At 65.2% G+C, this 15,716-nt stretch carries 15 protein-coding genes; 7 read left to right on the top strand and 8 right to left on the bottom strand.

Annotated elements, in window-relative coordinates; translation table 11 throughout:
* Nucleotides 1-84: 84 nt before the first annotated feature.
* Complete coding sequence (locus NA2_RS00570; RefSeq protein WP_008593023.1) at nt 85-312, top strand: hypothetical protein; 228 nt, start codon at nt 85-87, stop codon at nt 310-312.
* A gap of 76 nt (nt 313-388) precedes the next feature.
* On the opposite strand, the gene NA2_RS00565 is transcribed toward NA2_RS00570, so the two are convergent.
* Nucleotides 389-1,279 (bottom strand): dienelactone hydrolase family protein, encoded by an 891-nt coding sequence (locus NA2_RS00565; RefSeq protein WP_040676387.1) that lies wholly within the window; start codon nt 1,277-1,279, stop codon nt 389-391.
* A gap of 169 nt (nt 1,280-1,448) precedes the next feature.
* Between NA2_RS00565 and NA2_RS00560 the strand changes: the two genes are divergently transcribed.
* Nucleotides 1,449-1,862, top strand: a complete 414-nt coding sequence (locus NA2_RS00560; RefSeq protein ID WP_040676386.1) for a MerR family transcriptional regulator — start codon at nt 1,449-1,451, stop codon at nt 1,860-1,862.
* A 165-nt stretch (nt 1,863-2,027) separates the two neighbouring features.
* On the opposite strand, the gene NA2_RS00555 is transcribed toward NA2_RS00560, so the two are convergent.
* Nucleotides 2,028-2,564 carry a glyoxalase superfamily protein gene (locus NA2_RS00555; protein ID WP_040676325.1) on the bottom strand — a complete coding sequence of 179 codons (537 nt, stop codon included), beginning with the start codon at nt 2,562-2,564 and terminating at the stop codon, nt 2,028-2,030.
* A gap of 304 nt (nt 2,565-2,868) precedes the next feature.
* On the opposite strand from NA2_RS00555, the gene NA2_RS00550 reads away from it, so the two are divergent.
* The gene (locus tag NA2_RS00550) at nt 2,869-5,376 is read left to right on the top strand and encodes an ATP-dependent helicase (protein ID WP_008593016.1); all 2,508 of its coding nucleotides are present in this window, start codon (nt 2,869-2,871) and stop codon (nt 5,374-5,376) included.
* Between the two features lie 95 nt (nt 5,377-5,471).
* Here NA2_RS00550 and NA2_RS00545 read toward each other — a convergent pair whose 3' ends face one another.
* On the bottom strand, nt 5,472-5,921 hold the full coding sequence (locus NA2_RS00545; RefSeq protein ID WP_008593015.1) for a hypothetical protein: 450 nt from the start codon (nt 5,919-5,921) through the stop codon (nt 5,472-5,474).
* 522 nt (nt 5,922-6,443) lie between these two features.
* On the opposite strand from NA2_RS00545, the gene NA2_RS21835 reads away from it, so the two are divergent.
* The 3 genes from NA2_RS21835 to NA2_RS00535 all read left to right on the top strand — a co-directional run bounded on the left by NA2_RS21835 (nt 6,444) and on the right by NA2_RS00535 (nt 8,207).
* The gene (locus NA2_RS21835) at nt 6,444-6,605 is read left to right on the top strand and encodes a hypothetical protein (protein WP_157188089.1); all 162 of its coding nucleotides are present in this window, start codon (nt 6,444-6,446) and stop codon (nt 6,603-6,605) included.
* Nucleotides 6,606-6,741: 136 nt separating this feature from the next.
* A complete protein-coding gene (locus NA2_RS00540; protein ID WP_008593013.1) occupies nt 6,742-7,320 on the top strand; it encodes an SCO family protein in 579 nt (192 codons plus the stop codon).
* A gap of 14 nt (nt 7,321-7,334) precedes the next feature.
* Nucleotides 7,335-8,207: a 50S ribosomal protein L11 methyltransferase gene (locus NA2_RS00535; RefSeq protein ID WP_008593010.1), complete on the top strand. Its 873-nt coding sequence runs from the start codon at nt 7,335-7,337 to the stop codon at nt 8,205-8,207.
* 86 nt (nt 8,208-8,293) lie between these two features.
* Here NA2_RS00535 and NA2_RS00530 read toward each other — a convergent pair whose 3' ends face one another.
* Entirely contained in the window at nt 8,294-8,482 is a 189-nt protein-coding gene (locus tag NA2_RS00530) for a hypothetical protein (protein ID WP_008593009.1), read from the bottom strand.
* A gap of 227 nt (nt 8,483-8,709) precedes the next feature.
* On the opposite strand from NA2_RS00530, the gene NA2_RS00525 reads away from it, so the two are divergent.
* Nucleotides 8,710-10,536 (top strand): aminopeptidase P family protein, encoded by a 1,827-nt coding sequence (locus tag NA2_RS00525; protein WP_008593007.1) that lies wholly within the window; start codon nt 8,710-8,712, stop codon nt 10,534-10,536.
* 104 nt (nt 10,537-10,640) lie between these two features.
* On the opposite strand, the gene NA2_RS00520 is transcribed toward NA2_RS00525, so the two are convergent.
* The 4 genes from NA2_RS00520 to recN form a co-directional block, all read right to left on the bottom strand.
* On the bottom strand, nt 10,641-10,940 hold the full coding sequence (locus NA2_RS00520; protein WP_008593005.1) for an AzlD family protein: 300 nt from the start codon (nt 10,938-10,940) through the stop codon (nt 10,641-10,643).
* Entirely contained in the window at nt 10,937-11,665 is a 729-nt protein-coding gene (locus tag NA2_RS00515) for an AzlC family ABC transporter permease (protein ID WP_040676385.1), read from the bottom strand. The genes NA2_RS00520 and NA2_RS00515 overlap by 4 nt, the downstream gene beginning before the upstream one ends.
* 101 nt (nt 11,666-11,766) lie before the next feature.
* Entirely contained in the window at nt 11,767-13,878 is a 2,112-nt protein-coding gene (ligA, locus tag NA2_RS00510) for an NAD-dependent DNA ligase LigA (protein WP_008593001.1), read from the bottom strand.
* Between the two features lie 161 nt (nt 13,879-14,039).
* Nucleotides 14,040-15,710, bottom strand: a complete 1,671-nt coding sequence (recN, locus tag NA2_RS00505) for a DNA repair protein RecN (protein WP_008592998.1) — start codon at nt 15,708-15,710, stop codon at nt 14,040-14,042.
* Between the last annotated feature and the right edge of the window lie 6 nt (nt 15,711-15,716).

Below are 15,716 nucleotides of genomic sequence, written 5' to 3'. Positions count from 1 at the left end.
TGCCCCCTGCTTGAAGGCGGCCTGCCCCGGGCCGACGATTTTCGCGAAGGATGAATTCGATTCGTCGGCGCGAGGAAGGCAGTGTTGAACGCGGAAGCCAGGGAATTGTCGGAGACGCTCGCCCGGTCGGCCGAGATAAGCGACTATGATTTCTGGCGGGCGCTGAAATCGCTCGACGACGAACTCTACAGCCTCGAGCGGAAGCGGGAGCCGATCCCGATCGACCTGATCTTCATCCGCGCCATCGTCCGCAGCGCACGCCAGCAGCGCATCTTCTCCGGCTACGATCCCTACCCTTACGGGGCATACTGAGGCGCCGGCCGCGCCCCAGCCCGATGCTCCGTCAATGGTCTATCGTCCTTGCACCCCCGAATGGGCGCATGGCGGCCTAAGCGAGGGTCTCCTTCAGGAAATCCACCGTCCGCTGCCAGGCGAGATCCGCCGCATCCTTGTCGTAGCGTGCCTCCGACGTGTCGTTGTTGAAGGCATGGTTGACGCCCTCATAGACATGGATGGTGAATGTCTTGCCAGCCGCCTCCAGCGCGCTGCGATAGGCGTCGATGCCGGCATTGATGCGCTCGTCGAGACCGGCATAGTGCAGCATCAGGGGCGCCTGGATTTTCGGCACATCGGCCGCGTCCGCCTGCCGCCCGTAATAGGCGACGCCCGCGTCCAGCCCTTCTGCGTTGACGGCAAGCTGGTTCACCATGCCGCCGCCCCAGCAGAAGCCGATGGCGCCGACATTGCCGTTGCCTGCCTCGTGACCGGCGAGGAACGCCTCGCTCGCCACGCCGTTGCGCACCGTCTGCGCCGCGTCGAGACCGCCGATCATCTCGCGCGCCTTGTCCTCGTCGGCGGGTGTGCCGCCGTCCGGCGACAGGAAGTCGGGGGCCAGCGCGAGAAAGCCTTCCAGCGCCATGCGCCGGGCGACGTCGCGAATATGCGCATTGAGGCCGCGGTTCTCGTGGATGACGATCACGGCGGGGAGCTTGTCCGAGGCGCCCGCGGGCCGCGCCAGATAACCCGTCATGTCGCCACCGTCGCCGCGATAGGTGACATCCTCGGCCGTCAGCCGTTCGTCGTCCTCGGCGACCATCGCCGCCTGCGCGGAGCTCGCCGCCAGCATCGGCGCGATGACCGCGGCTGCCGCGCCGGACCCGGCCAGCATCGTCAGCCGGTTCATGAAGGCCCGCCGATCCAGCGTCAGATGCGTGTATTCGTCATAGGCGTCGATCATCGCCTGGGTGATTATCGGTTTCTTCTCCAGCTTCCCCTGCATCGCGAACACTCCCATTGCGGTTGTAGGTTCCCGCCGCAAGGCAAGGTAAGGCATGAGGCACGGACGTCCATTCACAGCCTCGTGAAACCGGTTCGCGACCGCCCGTGGCTTATCATTTGGGGCGATCCGGCCTATATCGGTAACAACGGAAACGTCGATGGTTGGCATCATGTGGTCGATTGGAGAACTGTCGGAGCGCGTGGGGGTGAAGGTTCCCACCATCCGCTATTACGAGCAGACAGGGTTGATAGAGCCCCCCGAGCGTTCCGCCGGCAATCAGCGCCGATATGGCAGGGATGCGCTGGAGCGGCTGGGCTTCATCCGCCACGCCCGCGACCTTGGCCTGGGCATCGAGGCGATCCGCGAGCTGATCGACCTCAGCGGCCACCCGGAGAAACCTTGCGAGAGCGCCGATCGCATCGCGCGCGAGCATCTGGTCGAGGTGCGCGCGCGCATCGCCCGCCTGAAGCGGCTCGAACACGAACTCGAACGCATCGCCGACAACTGCAACGGCGATGCGATCTGCGACTGCTACGTGCTGCGGGCGCTCTCTGATCACTCGCTCTGCGAAAGCGAGCATTAGATCGCCGGGCGTCCTCTCGGACGCCCGGCGATCTCGATCATTGACGGAACATCGGAACAACCGAAGACCGGATCCCGTTTCCGGTCCGATGCTCTCGACCCGTTCACCGAAGCGCTGATGCGGGCGTCAGGTGGTTCCGCCTGCCAGCAGGACGCTAACGAAGGCCTATTTCCGGGACCGCTGGATAAAGCGCAGGCGGTTGCCGAACGGGTCGATGACGCCGAGTTCCAGTCCCCATTCCTGCTTCTCCAGCCCGGGGCGGTTGTACTTGTAGTTGCGCGCGGCGAGTTCCTGGTGCAGCGCCTCGATGCCTTGCATGAAGACAACGGCATTGGCACCCGGCGTCGCATCGCCGGAATGCTCGCTCAGATGCAGCACGAGATCGCCGCGCGAGACCTGCATGTAGAGCGGTGCGTTGGGGCCGAAGCGGTGCTCCCAGTCGACCTTGCAACCCAGAAAATCCAGATAGAATTCCCGTGCCTTGGCCTCGTCGAAGATGCGAAAGATCGGGATGGCCGCCTCAAACGACATGGCCGCATCGTCCGCCGCCTTCAGTTTCGCGGCGAGAATGTTCCAGGTGTCGAAGCCGAATTGCCGGGCTACGATCTCCAGGGCCTCGCTCTGGGTGACGGTGACGTCCCGCTCGGCCAGAGCCGTGCGCATGGCTTTCGCCATCGCCTTGGAATCCATGAATGTACGCATGTTCCAGGTTCCTCTTCGCGGCAAAAGAAACGATCAGTGTCCGCGTTGCCGATGCCTTCGCCGCCCATGAAAGGAGCCTTGGAAAGGAATGAGGGCGCATTCGCCATGCTCCCCGAGGGAGTGCGGACTGCCGGCTGCGCCCGGCCGGTCGGGAAAGTCGGCGATTTCATCTCCGCCGTCAATACTCCCGGTTCCGCCTGCCGAAGCGCCGGCCGGCAACGCCCCCTTGGTTCCGCTCTCGCAAACCGGTACAAATGGAAAACATCCTTGGGCTTTGGAGCCCGAATCACCATATGCAGAAGCGATGTCCGGATTTCCTGACGATATTCCATTCTTCGACGAGGACGAGCCCGCCCGCGATGCGCCGGCTGTGCCAAAGCCATCGGGCATCGCCGCGCGCGCCATGGCGGCGCGGGCCGCCCCGGCGCGTTATCTCGATGCGCTGAACCCCGAGCAGCGCCTGGCGGTCGAGACAACCGAAGGGCCGGTCCTCGTCCTGGCCGGCGCCGGCACCGGCAAGACGCGCGTTCTCACCACCCGCATTGCCCATATCCTGGCGACCGGCCGCGCCTACCCGTCGCAGATCCTCGCCGTCACCTTCACCAACAAGGCCGCGCGCGAGATGAAGACGCGCATCGGCACGCTGGTCGGCGAAGCCATCGAGGGCATGCCCTGGCTCGGCACCTTCCACTCCATCGGCGTCAAGATCCTGCGCCGTCATGCCGAGCTTGCCGGCCTCAAATCCTCCTTCACCATCCTCGACACGGATGACCAGATCCGCCTGATCAAGCAGATCATCCAGGCCGAGGGCCTGGACGACAAGCGCTGGCCGCCGCGCCAGTTCGCCCAGATGATCGACGGCTGGAAGAACAAGGGCCTGGCGCCGAAGGAAATTCCCGAGGGCGACGCCCGCGCCTTCGCCGGCGGCAAGGGCCGCGAGCTCTACGCAGCCTATCAGGAGCGCCTGAAGACGCTCAACGCCACCGATTTCGGCGACCTCCTGTGCCTGCCGATCCGCATCCTGCGCGACAATCCCGACGTGCTCGCCGATTACCACCGCAAGTTCAAATACATCCTCGTCGACGAGTATCAGGACACCAACACCGCGCAGTATATGTGGCTGCGCCTGCTCGCCCAGCGGCCAAGGGCGGCGGGAAGCGACGGCAGGGTCAACATCTGCTGCGTCGGCGACGACGATCAGTCGATCTATGGCTGGCGCGGCGCGGAGGTCGACAACATCCTGCGCTTCGAGAAGGATTTTCCGGGCGCCGCGGTCATCCGGCTGGAGCGCAACTACCGCTCCACCGCGCATATTCTTGGCGCGGCTTCGCACCTGATCGCCCACAATGAAGGCCGGCTCGGCAAGACGCTTTTCACCGACCATGCCGATCCCGACGACGACAAGGTGCGCGTCCACGCCGCCTGGGATTCCGAGGAGGAGGCCCGCGCCATCGGCGAGGAGATCGAGGCCCTTCAGACCAGGAAGCACGCGCTGAACGACATGGCGATCCTGGTGCGCGCCTCCTTCCAGATGCGCGAATTCGAGGACCGCTTCGTCACGCTCGGCCTGAACTATCGCGTCATCGGCGGTCCGCGCTTCTACGAGCGGATGGAGGTGCGCGACGCCCTCGCCTATTTCCGCATCGTCGCCCAGGCAGCCGACGATCTCGCCTTCGAGCGCATCGTCAACGTGCCCAAGCGCGGGCTGGGCGAAGCCAGCGTCCGCCAGATCCACGACGTGGCCCGCATGCGCGAGATCACCCTGCTGCAGGCCGCCCGCGATCTGGTCGGCACCGAGGAGATGAAGCCGAAGCCGCGCGCCGCCCTGCGCAACCTGGCGGAGAGCATCGAGCGCTGGCAGGGCATGCTGGACAACACGCCGCATACGGAACTGGCCCAGACGATCCTCGAGGAGTCCGGCTACACCGACATGTGGAAGAACGATCGTTCGGCGGAAGCGCCGGGACGGCTGGAAAACCTGAAGGAGCTGATCCGCTCCATGGAGGACTACGAAAGCCTGCGCGGCTTCCTGGAACATGTGGCGCTGGTCATGGATGCCGAGCGGCACGAGGATCTTGATGCCGTCAGCCTGATGACCCTGCATTCGGCCAAGGGCCTCGAATTCGAGACCGTGTTCCTGCCCGGCTGGGAGGAAGGCCTGTTTCCGCATCAGCGCGCCCTCGACGAGGGTGGCCGCTCCGGCCTGGAGGAGGAGCGCCGCCTCGCCTATGTCGGCCTGACGCGCGCCAAGAAGAACCTGCATCTGTGGTTCACGTCCAACCGGCGCATTCACGGCCTGTGGCAGTCCACCATCCCTTCCCGCTTCCTCGACGAATTGCCCGAAGCGCATGTCGACGTGGCTGAGGACGGCGGCAGCGGCTACGGCGGCTATGGTGCCGGCGGGGGTGTTGGCCGGCCCAATCCCTATGGCAAATCACGCTTCGACGATGCAGAAGCCTTCTCCAACACCTACGCCACCCCCGGCTGGCAGCGGGCGCAGAAGAACCGCACCGAGGCGACCAGCCGCAACTGGGGGACGCGCTCCGGCCACCAGGTGGAGCGCATCGGCTATGGCGAGGCCGATTCGGGCTACGGCGCCGGCCGCGGCTCGGTGAAGGGACGCGTCATCGAGGGCGAGCTGGTGGCGAAATCGGTGTCGGAAACGCCCTCCGCCTTCCGGATCGGCGACCGCGTGTTCCACCTGAAGTTCGGCAATGGCAATGTCGCCTCGGTCGACGGCAACAAACTGACCATCGACTTCGACAAGGCCGGCCAGAAGCGCGTCCTGGATGGCTTTGTCGAGCGCGTCTGAGTGGACGACCCGCCCGCGTCCTCTAACCCACGTCCACGTAAACGCGGGGGATGGAACAACGCCGCACTCCCCGGAAACGGTCAGTCGCCCCGGGATCAGGGTTTGAAGTAAACGAACTTTCCGTCTTCGTTCTTCTCGCGCGCCAGGACGCCGGTGCGCGCATGGCGCGACAGCGGGCCGGAGAAGGCGTTCGACTTGTAGCGCGCGCCAAAACTCTCCTCGCAATGGCTGACGATATCGCTGATGGTGCGCGGTGCGGCGAAGAAATCGCTGCCGATCAGCTCGTTCAGCGCCGCCACGGCGCCCCTCGCGCTGTCCGTCGTCTTCTTCCTGCGCCCCGACCGTGCGCCGTGAACGATCTCCGACAGGCCCGGGCCGGCGATATAGCGCTCGATCCCGCTCTCGGAAAAATTGTGCCCCCGGCCCAGATTGTGGTCGAGAACGAGTTCCACGACGCGCAGTTGCACGGCTTCGGACTCGAACTTGTTTACCGCCTCCGAAAGCTCGATGAGCTGCTGCTTCAGCTTGTCGAATTCCTTGATCATTCACTTCGCCCCAAAACCTGCCGGAAGACATGTATAAACCAGCTGGCTGGATACATATCTCTATAGAAGTGAACAGGAAGTCAAGTGCCGCGGACATCGAGTATATGCTAAACGCGCCGCGTATCTCCCACAGTCCACATCATCCTGCATACACGCGATAATTGCAGAACTACAAGAACGCCCGGAAAAATCTATTCAACCGGAAAAGAATGAACCACTCACCCATAAGGCGAATCCACGAACGGAATATGCTTTTGTTTTAAAAAGGCAATACCCAGAATCGTTTCGAAACGCACACAACCTGATACACGCTATAAGCGTATAGTGCGATAACGATTTGGGGATAATGTTGCCATATCGTGCCCTTGTGGACGTATAGTCCACGCAATTGCCTCCAGCAATTCCCCTGCCCCCCCCCCCCCGCCAGTCACGACTGGCGGGAGTCCGCCGGGTCGGCCATACCCGCCCGTTGCGACAAGATGCAGCTTTGCATTGTGGGGCGCTTCCGCGCTATCGTGAACCATGAAGAGACAGCAGACTTGGCAGGCGAACGCATGGCTCAAGGCAAGCGCGGCAGTATTTGTCGCTGCGGCATTGACCGGGGTTGGGTTTGCCATGTGGCTGGAGAACGGCGCCGGCATATTCATCGCCATGGCGCAATCCGGCCTCGCCTGGTGCTTCTAGATCGCCATGCGTCCATCCGGACGCACAATGGACGATCCAACCCATTGATGGAGCATCGGTACAACCGAAAACCGGAGGCCAATTCTCGGCCCGATGCTCTGGCTTGATCCATCCCAATCAGCTTAGGTTCGTTGCAATGATGCGCTCCATTCTTGTCGGCATTCTCGCTGTCATGGCGGTCGGTATCGGCTTCCTGACGTTCCAGTGGTACCAGCAGCAGAACACGCCCAGATCCTTCGGCGTGCCCTTCGCGCTTGTCGACCAGAACGGACAGACGATCACCGAGGCCGCCTTCAAGGGCGGCCCCACCGCCGTCTTCTTCGGCTTCACCCACTGCCCGGAGGTCTGCCCGACCACCCTGTTTGAACTGGATGGCTGGCTCGACCAGATGGGCAGCGAAGGCGAGGACATCAAGGCCTATTTCGTGTCCGTCGATCCCGAGCGCGACACGCCGGAAGTGATGAAGGCCTATCTCGGCAATTTCTCCGACCGCATCACCGGCATCACCGGCACACCCGAGCAGATCGCGGAGATGGCGAAAGGCTTCTCCATCTACGCGCGCAAGGTCGATCTGGAAGGCGGCGACTACACGATGGACCACACCGCCTCGATCATTCTTCTGGACAGCGCCGGAGACTTTTTCGGCACCATCGCCTATGAGGAAAATCCCGACACCGCCCTGGCCAAGCTGAAGCGCCTGGCGAACGAAACCTGACCGCACGGATCCTCATGGGCCAGACACGCCTTTTCCTGACCGCGCCGCGCGCCGACGCGGAAGCGATCTTCAAGCTTCTCGACGCCCGTTTCGACGACCAGGGCCTGCCGATCAGCATCTTCGAGACGGACGAGGAGCGCGGCCTGTTCGAAGTGTCGCTCTACGCCGAAGACGATGTCGAGACGGTCGCCACGCAGGTTCGCGAAACGCTGGCTGCCCTGGGTACTGCGCCGGCACTGACCCTGGAGCCTGTTCCAGAGATCGACTGGGTCAGCCATTCGCTGGCCGGGCTGACGCCGGTGCGGGTCGGCCGCTTTCTGGTCCATGGAAGCCATGACCGGCAGTTGCGCCGGCCCGGCGACATCGCCATCGAGATCGAGGCCGGCCTTGCCTTCGGCACGGGGCACCATGGCACGACGGCCGGTTGCCTGCAGGCGATCGCCCGCGTCCTGCAGAGCGAGGCGCCCCGCCTGGCGCTCGATCTCGGCGCCGGCAGCGCCGTGCTTGCCATCGCCATCGCCAGGGCCGCGCGCATCCCTGTCCTTGCCACCGACATCGACCCCGTCGCGGTGGATGTGGCGAAGCAGAATGTACGGCTGAACGAGGTCGAGAGCCTCATCGACGCGCACACGGCCACCGGCTTCCATCACCGGGTCTTCTCCGAATGGCGGCCGTTCGACCTGATCGTCGCCAACATCCTGGCGCGCCCGCTGATGGGATTGGCGCCGGGCATGGCGCGGCATCTGGCGCCCGGCGGCTCGCTGATCCTGTCCGGCATACTGGAGCGGCAGCGCCGCTCGGTCATTGCCGCCTATAACGGCCAGGGCTTCCGCCACATCCGGACCGATGCGCGCGAGGGCTGGGTGACGATCCACATGAAGCGCTGACCCGCCACGGGCCCGGCAAAGAAAAACCCCGGAAACCAGCATCGGTCTCCGGGGCTTTATTCTGGGAACGCTCGCGATGAACGCGATCAGAACATGTGGGAAACGCTGCGGCTACGCTTCAGTTCGTCACGATTGTAGCCGTGGGCGCGCAAGGTCTCATCGTCGAGCATGAGAAGCGCGCCGTTGACGTAGCTTCTGACCTGCTTCTGACGTGCCTCGATCAGCGCATCGAATGCGCCACGGAAAAAGCCGCGCTTTCCTGCGGATTGGGCCATTTGAGTTCTCCTTGTGCGGGGACGGGCCGTCCGTCCTCCATGGCGCTGAAGATAAGCCTGCCTCCGCCGCTCAACCAGAGCCGTTTGCGCATGGCTACCATCTTATTTTGCATCGCAGCAGAAATGGTGCATTGCATCAAAATCAGCATTCCCCGGTGAAACAGATTTCGCTCCCCCGACCTGTGCTGTAGGGTCCGGGCGGATCAGAATGAAGGTTCAGGACCGCCATGTTTCAATCTTTCGAGGTGATATCCGAGCCCGCGCAGGGCATCGGCCGCGTCGCCGAACTCCGCCGGCTTCTCGTCGAAACCGGGCTCGACGGCTATCTGGTGCCCCGCGCGGACGAGCACCAGGGCGAGTATGTCGCCGCCGCCTCGGAGCGCCTGTCCTGGCTGACCGGCTTCACCGGATCGGCCGGCGTCGCGCTGATCCTGCGGACGCGGGCGGTGCTCTTCGTCGACGGCCGCTACACGCTGCAGGCGCCGGAACAGACCGATCCCTCGACATTCACCATCGAGAGCCTGATCGACAACCCGCCGAAGGACTGGATGGCCACCCATCTGCACAAGGGCGCGCGCATCGGCTTCGATCCATGGCTGCACACGATCGGCGACGTCCGGGCACTTGCGGCCTCGCTGGAGGGGTGCGGCGCCGAACTGGTGCCGGTCGAGGCGAACCTGGTCGACGCCATCTGGGCGGACCGGCCCGCCCCGCCGCTGGAGCCGACCCGTATCCAGCCTCTCGACTACGCGGGCGAGCCCGCCCTCGAGAAGCTTGCCCGCCTCGCCATGGTGATCGCCTCGGCCAATGCCGACTGCACGGTGCTGACGGACCCCTCTTCCCTTGCCTGGGCGTTCAACATTCGCGGCAGGGACGTGCCGCACACGCCGCTGCCGCTGGGCTTCGCGCTGATCAGGGCTGAAGGCCGTCCGCTGCTCTTCCTCGACAGGCGCAAGCTCGACCGCGAGACAGAAGCCTATCTGACGCAGCTCGCCGACCTGCATCCGCCGGCAGCGCTCGATGATGAAATCGCGCGCATCGGGCGGTCCGGAGCGAGCCTTGCTCTGGACCCGGCTCTTGCCGCCGAACAATTGCGCCTGCTGGTCGAGAAGGCCGGCGGCAAGAGCGTCGACCTTGCCGACCCGGCCCGCCTGCCCCGCGCCATCAAGAACGCTGCGGAACTGCGCGGCGCGCGTGCAGCGCACAAGCGGGACGGCGCCGCCATGGCGCGCTTCCTGTGCTGGCTCGACGCGCAGGAAGCGGGAACGCTGGACGAGATCAGTGTGGCGCGCAAGCTTGAAGCCTGTCGCGCACAAACGGGCGAGGACATGCAGATGCCGCTCCGCGACATCTCGTTCGACACGATCTCCGGCGCCGGCCCCAACGGCGCCATCGTCCACTACCGGGCCAACACGAAGACCAACCGCGTGCTCGGCAGGAACGAGCTGTACCTCATCGATTCCGGCGCGCAGTATGAGGACGGCACCACGGACATCACCCGCACAATCGTCATCGGCGAAGCCGACCGGGAGATGCGCGTGCGCTCCACGCGCGTCCTCAAGGGCCTCGTGGCGCTATCGCGGCTGCGCTTCCCGCCCGGCACGCGCGGCATGGACATCGATCCCTTCGCCCGCCACGCCCTCTGGCAGGCGGGCCTCGACTACGCCCATGGCACCGGCCACGGGGTCGGCTCCTATCTTGCCGTGCATGAAGGCCCGCAACGCATCGCCCGGACGGGCACGCAGAAGCTGGAAGCGGGCATGATCCTCTCGAACGAGCCGGGCTACTACAGGACCGGCAGCTATGGCATCCGCCACGAGAACCTGATCGTCGTCGAACCGCCCTCGCCCATCGACGGCGGCGAGATCGAGATGCATGGTTTCGAAACGCTGACGCTCGTACCGTTCGACCGGCGCCTGATCGACGTCACGCTTCTGGAAGACGGCGAGCGGGCCTGGCTCGACGCCTATCATGCCCGTGTGCGCGACGAGATCGCTCCGCTGGTCGACGGCGAGGTCGCGGCCTGGCTGGAACAGGCAACCCGACCGCTATAGCGTTTTGCGGTCAGGTGGAAACACCTGACGCTCACATAAGCACGGAAAAACAACGAGACAGACACGTTCAGCGCTTCTGTGAAACGTTGAACGGGTCCAAACGATCAGCCGATCAGGTGGCGCAGCAGGATCAGCACGGCTGCCGATGTGAGGAACATCGGCATCATGCCGCCGACGAGGAAGGCGACGGCAGCGCCCGTCGCCAGCGCGGCGAGCTCCGCCACGCCGCCGCTCATGGCGGCAGGCGCCACCAGCGTCGTCAGAACCGCCGCCGGCACGGCATTGAGGCCCGCTTCGACGCGCGGATGAATGCGCTCGAAGCGTGACAGGATCATGTGGCCGCCGATGCGTGTCAGGTAGGTCATGACCGCAGCAGCCAGGATGATCCATACGGTAGTGCTCATGGCTGCTCCTCCTGCCCGCCCGAGGTCGGCGCCATCACCGCCGCCAGGAGCACCCCGGCGAACGCACCGATCGAGACATGCCAGGGAGAGCCGACCGTCTTGTAGGCGATGATCGAGGCGACGGCGCTGACGGCAACGACGGGCAGCCACAGCGGACGCTTGTGGAATCCCATCACCAGGCCGAGGAAGTAGATCGGCAGCAGAAAGTCGATACCCAGCGCATGTGTGTCGGGCATCATTCGCCCGAACAGGGCGCCGACCCATGCCTCGGCCACCCATGTCACATAGACCGGCAGGGCCGCCCCCAGATACCACAGGAAGGAGATGCGCTTGCCCTGCTCCCCGCGGCGCTCCGCTTCCGCGAACATGGGGTCGACCAGCAGAAAAAAGCCGAGAAGCCGCTGCACCGGGCTCCAATGGGTGATCTTCCGTCCCAGTGTGGCTGAATAGAGCACATGGCGGAAATTGACAGCGAAGATCGAAACGACGATCAGCCACGGCGCGACCTTCTGACCAAACAGCTCGATGCCGACCATCTGGCTGGCGCCGGCGAAGATCGTGGCGCTCATCAGCATGGCTTCGAAGGCGGTCAACCCGTTGTCGGCCGCCAGCGCCCCGAACAGAACGCCGAACGGCGCGGCCGCGACCACGACGGGCAGGCTGTCCCGCAGCCCTTGCGCCAGTTCGCCGGGACCGGTGCTATCCTTCACGATGTCGGTGGCCATCATTCCTCCAGTGGCAGCTTTTCTAGGTCACGCGGGACCGGCAGTCACGTCAAATCCTTTGAGCCAGCAGTTAAGCGGGAATGATGCGTGCCGGGCGGCGCTCAGGCGCCGACCCGTTCGAACCAGGCATCCTCATCAATCACCTCGATGCCCAGCTCCGAGGCCTTCTTCAGCTTGGAACCCGCCCCCGGTCCGGCCACGACGAGGTCGGTCTTCTTCGACACCGAGCCGGCCACTTTCGCGCCGAGCCGTTCCGCCATCGCCTTCGCCTCGTCGCGCGACATCCTCTCCAGCGCCCCCGTGAAGACGATGGTCTTGCCGGCGAAGGGCGAATCCTCGGCCGGCCGCTCCGCCTCCTGGACCGAGACCTCCCCGGCCAGCCGCTCGACCAGCTCGCGATTGTGTTCCTCGCCGAAGTAATGGGCAATGGACGCGATCACCGCATCGCCGATATCGTCGAGCGCGTCCATCTCCTCCCGCGCCTGCGCATCGTTAACAGCGACGGCCAGCGCCGCATCGTGGAACTCGGCCCATGTCCCATAGGCGCGCGCCAGGGTCTTTGCCGTCTGCTCGCCCACATGGCGGATGCCAAGACCGTAGATCATGCGCTCCAGCGCAATCGTCCGGCGATCCTCGATCGCCGCGAAGAGATTGGCGGCAGAGACCGCGCCCCAGCCTTCCTTGTCCTTCAGCTTCTTCAGATTGCCGGCATCGCGGCCGGCCAGCGTGAAGATGTCGGCAGGGCTCTTCACCGGCAGGTCGGGATCGTTGAAGAAGAACTCGATCTGCTTCTCGCCGAGACCGTCGATATCGAAGGCGCGCCGCGACACGAAGTGGCGCAGATGCTCGACGCGCTGGAACGGGCAGGCAAACTCGCCCGAACAGCGCCGCACGACGCCCTCGCCGCCCGTGCCGATCCCCTCGCGCACCACAGGCGTCTCGAGCGAACACGGACAGGTGGTCGGAAAGACGAAGGCCTCCGCGTCCTTGGGCCTCTTCTCGGCAATGAAGCCGAGGATCTGCGGGATGACGTCGCCGGCGCGCTGCACGGTCACCGTGTCGCCAATCATCACGCCGAGCCGCTCGATCTCCTCGGCATTGTGCAGCGTCGCATTGGTCACCACGACGCCGCCGACCGTGACGGGCTCCAGCCGCGCCACCGGCGTCAACGCCCCGGTGCGGCCGACCTGGATGTCGATGCCCCGCAGGATCGTCGTCGCCTTCTCTGCCGGAAACTTGTGGGCGATGGCCCAGCGCGGGCTGCGCGAGACGAAACCCAGCCGCTGCTGAAGCGCCAGATCGTCGACCTTGTAGACCACCCCGTCGATATCGTAGCCGAGCGTGGCGCGCAGCTCCTCGATCTTGCGGTACTGCGTCAGCAGGTCCTCGGCGCTCTCGCAGCGCTTCATCAGCGCGTTGGTGTGAAAGCCGAACCGCGCCAACGCGTCGACCATGCCGGTCTGCGTATCGGACGGCATCTCCGATACCTCGCCCCAGGCATAGGCGAAGAACTTGAGCGGACGCGCTGCCGTCACAGACGCATCGAGCTGCCGCAGCGATCCCGCCGCCGTGTTGCGCGGGTTGACATAGGTCGGCTTTCCCTCGGCTTCCTGCCTCCTGTTGAGCGCCAGGAAGTCCGCATGCGTCATGTAGACCTCGCCGCGCACTTCGAGCACTTCCGGCGGCGCGCCTGAAAGGATGCTTGGAATGTCCGCCACGGCGCGCGCATTGGCGGTGACGTTCTCGCCTTCTTGTCCGTCACCGCGCGTGGCCGCCGAGACCAGCCGTCCGCCCTCGTAGCGCAGCGACAGCGACAGGCCGTCAATCTTGGGCTCTGCTGTCATCGCCACCGGCGCCTCGGCGCCAAGCTTCAGATAGCGCCGGATGCGGCCGACGAAATCGATCACATCGGCATCGGAAAAGGCATTGTCGAGCGACAGCATCGGCACCTTGTGCCGCACCTTGTCGAATTTCTCCGACACTGGCGCGCCGACGCGCCGCGACGGGGAATCGGCGCGCACAAGTTCAGGAAAACGCTGTTCGATCGCCAGATTGCGGCGGCGCAACGCGTCATAGTCCGCATCGCTGATCGTCGGCGCATCTTCGGCATGATAGCGCCGGTCATGCTCCTCGATCTCGCGCGCGAGCTGTTCGAGCTCGGCACGGGCCTGCGTCTCGCTGAGGGAATCGACGGGAGCTTTTGCGACTGGCATGGTGTTGAGAATCCGAACTGCACGACGGTGCAAGTTTAAACCATCGCCGGGCGAATGTGGGAACCGGTTTTCAGCCGAAATCAGGCTCCTGACACAGCTCAGGGCATCGGACCGGAGAGTCGAATCCGGTTTTCGGGTTGTTCCGATGCTCCGTCAATAACTTAGACGGCTGCACTGCCCTTGATCAGTTGCAGGGCGGCAGCACGCGCCTCGTCGGTCACGGTCGCGCCGGCCAGCATGCGGGCGATCTCCTCCCGGCGCGCGCCTTCGTCCATCACGGACACGCCCGTCGAGACGCGGTCCGAGCCGCCGCTCTTGGCGATCAGGTAGTGGGTGCCCGCGCGGGCGGCCACCTGCGGCGCATGGGTGACCGAGAGGACCTGAATACCGTCGGCGAGCCGCGCCAGGCGCTGTCCAATGGCATCGGCCACCGCGCCGCCCACGCCGGTATCGATCTCGTCGAAGACCAGCGTCGGCGCCGACCCGCGATCCGCCAGAACCACCTTCAGCGCCAGCAGGAAGCGCGACAGCTCGCCGCCGGAAGCGACCTTCATCATCGGCCCCGCCCGGGTTCCGGGATTGGTCCGCACCCAGAATTCCACCCGGTCGATGCCGTCCTCGCCGCGATCGTCGGCTTCGGTGTCGATCTCGACAATGAACGCCGCCCGCTCGAGCTTGAGCGCCGGCAGCTCGGCCATCACCGCTTCGCTAAGCCCCTGCGCGGTATCCCGACGCATGGCCGAAAGCTCTAGCGCGGCAGCGTCATAGGCCTTCAGCGCCGCCGCCGCCTGTTCCTGAAGCCCGGCCAGGCGCTCCTCGCCTGCGTCGAGTTCGTCCAGATCGCCGACCATGCGTGCGCAAAGCTCGGCCAGGTCGTCCACCTGCACATTGTGCTTGCGGGCCGCCGCGCGCAGCGCGAACAGCCGCTCCTCCGCCTCCTCGAGACGACGCGGATCGAACTCGGCGGCGCGGATCGCTTCATCGACACCCGACTGCGCGAGATCGAGCTGTATAAGCGCGGTATCCAGCGGCTCGATGATCACATCGAGCAGGCCCGGCGCGTCCTGCGCCTTGCGCTGGAGGCGCCGCAACAGGCTCGAAAGCTGCGGCACCGACGAGGATTGTCCCGAAAGCACTTCCTGGGCGTCGGCGATGTCCGAGGCGATCTTCTCCGCCCGCATCATGCCGGCACGTTCCTCCGCCAGCGTCGCCTCCTCGTCGGGGCGCGGATCGAGCTTGGACAGTTCCTCGACCGAGGCACGCAGGAAATCGGCCTCGCGGGCCGCCGCCTCCACCCGTGCCTTGTGCCGCGAAAACTCCTGCTCGCTGTGGCGCCAGTCGCGCCAGGCGAGCCGGACGCGCGCCAGCGCCTCGCCATGCCCGCCGAACGCGTCGAGCAGGTCGCGATGGATCGCCGCGTCGACCAGCGCGCGCTCGTCATGCTGGCCATGGATCTCGACCAGAGCGCGTCCCACCTCGCGCATCAGGGACACGCTGGACGGCTGGTCGTTGATGAAGACACGGGTCCGCCCGTCGGCGCTCTGCACCCGGCGCAGGATGACATCGCCCTCGTCGTCGATGGCGTTCTCGGCGAGGAGCCCGCGAACCGGATGAACGGCCGGCAGGTCGAAAACGGCGATCACCTGCCCCTGTGCAGCGCCGTGCCGCACCAGCGAAGCGTCGCCGCGCCCGCCGAGCGCCAGCGAGAGCGAATCGAGAAGAATGGACTTGCCCGCCCCGGTCTCTCCAGTCAGCACGGAGAGACCGCTCGAAAAATCCATGTCGAGGCGTTCAATCAGGACGATATCGCGGATCGACAGGTGGGACAGCATGGATGA

Source organism: Nitratireductor pacificus pht-3B, assembly GCF_000300335.1.
Classification (GTDB): domain Bacteria; phylum Pseudomonadota; class Alphaproteobacteria; order Rhizobiales; family Rhizobiaceae; genus Nitratireductor; species Nitratireductor pacificus.
This window is presented reverse-complemented; position numbering and strand designations above follow the sequence as displayed.

Coding starts and splice junctions, on each gene's coding strand:
- NA2_RS00565 (WP_040676387.1), bottom strand. CDS start 1,279: ATGCAGGGGAAGCTGGAGAAGAAACCGATAATCACCCAGGCGATGATC.
- NA2_RS00560 (WP_040676386.1), top strand. CDS start 1,449: ATGTGGTCGATTGGAGAACTGTCGGAGCGCGTGGGGGTGAAGGTTCCC.
- NA2_RS00555 (WP_040676325.1), bottom strand. CDS start 2,564: ATGCGTACATTCATGGATTCCAAGGCGATGGCGAAAGCCATGCGCACG.
- NA2_RS00550 (WP_008593016.1), top strand. CDS start 2,869: ATGTCCGGATTTCCTGACGATATTCCATTCTTCGACGAGGACGAGCCC.
- NA2_RS00545 (WP_008593015.1), bottom strand. CDS start 5,921: ATGATCAAGGAATTCGACAAGCTGAAGCAGCAGCTCATCGAGCTTTCG.
- NA2_RS21835 (WP_157188089.1), top strand. CDS start 6,444: ATGAAGAGACAGCAGACTTGGCAGGCGAACGCATGGCTCAAGGCAAGC.
- NA2_RS00540 (WP_008593013.1), top strand. CDS start 6,742: ATGATGCGCTCCATTCTTGTCGGCATTCTCGCTGTCATGGCGGTCGGT.
- NA2_RS00535 (WP_008593010.1), top strand. CDS start 7,335: ATGGGCCAGACACGCCTTTTCCTGACCGCGCCGCGCGCCGACGCGGAA.
- NA2_RS00530 (WP_008593009.1), bottom strand. CDS start 8,482: ATGGCCCAATCCGCAGGAAAGCGCGGCTTTTTCCGTGGCGCATTCGAT.
- NA2_RS00525 (WP_008593007.1), top strand. CDS start 8,710: ATGTTTCAATCTTTCGAGGTGATATCCGAGCCCGCGCAGGGCATCGGC.
- NA2_RS00520 (WP_008593005.1), bottom strand. CDS start 10,940: ATGAGCACTACCGTATGGATCATCCTGGCTGCTGCGGTCATGACCTAC.
- NA2_RS00515 (WP_040676385.1), bottom strand. CDS start 11,665: ATGGCCACCGACATCGTGAAGGATAGCACCGGTCCCGGCGAACTGGCG.
- ligA (WP_008593001.1), bottom strand. CDS start 13,878: ATGCCAGTCGCAAAAGCTCCCGTCGATTCCCTCAGCGAGACGCAGGCC.
- recN (WP_008592998.1), bottom strand. CDS start 15,710: ATGCTGTCCCACCTGTCGATCCGCGATATCGTCCTGATTGAACGCCTC.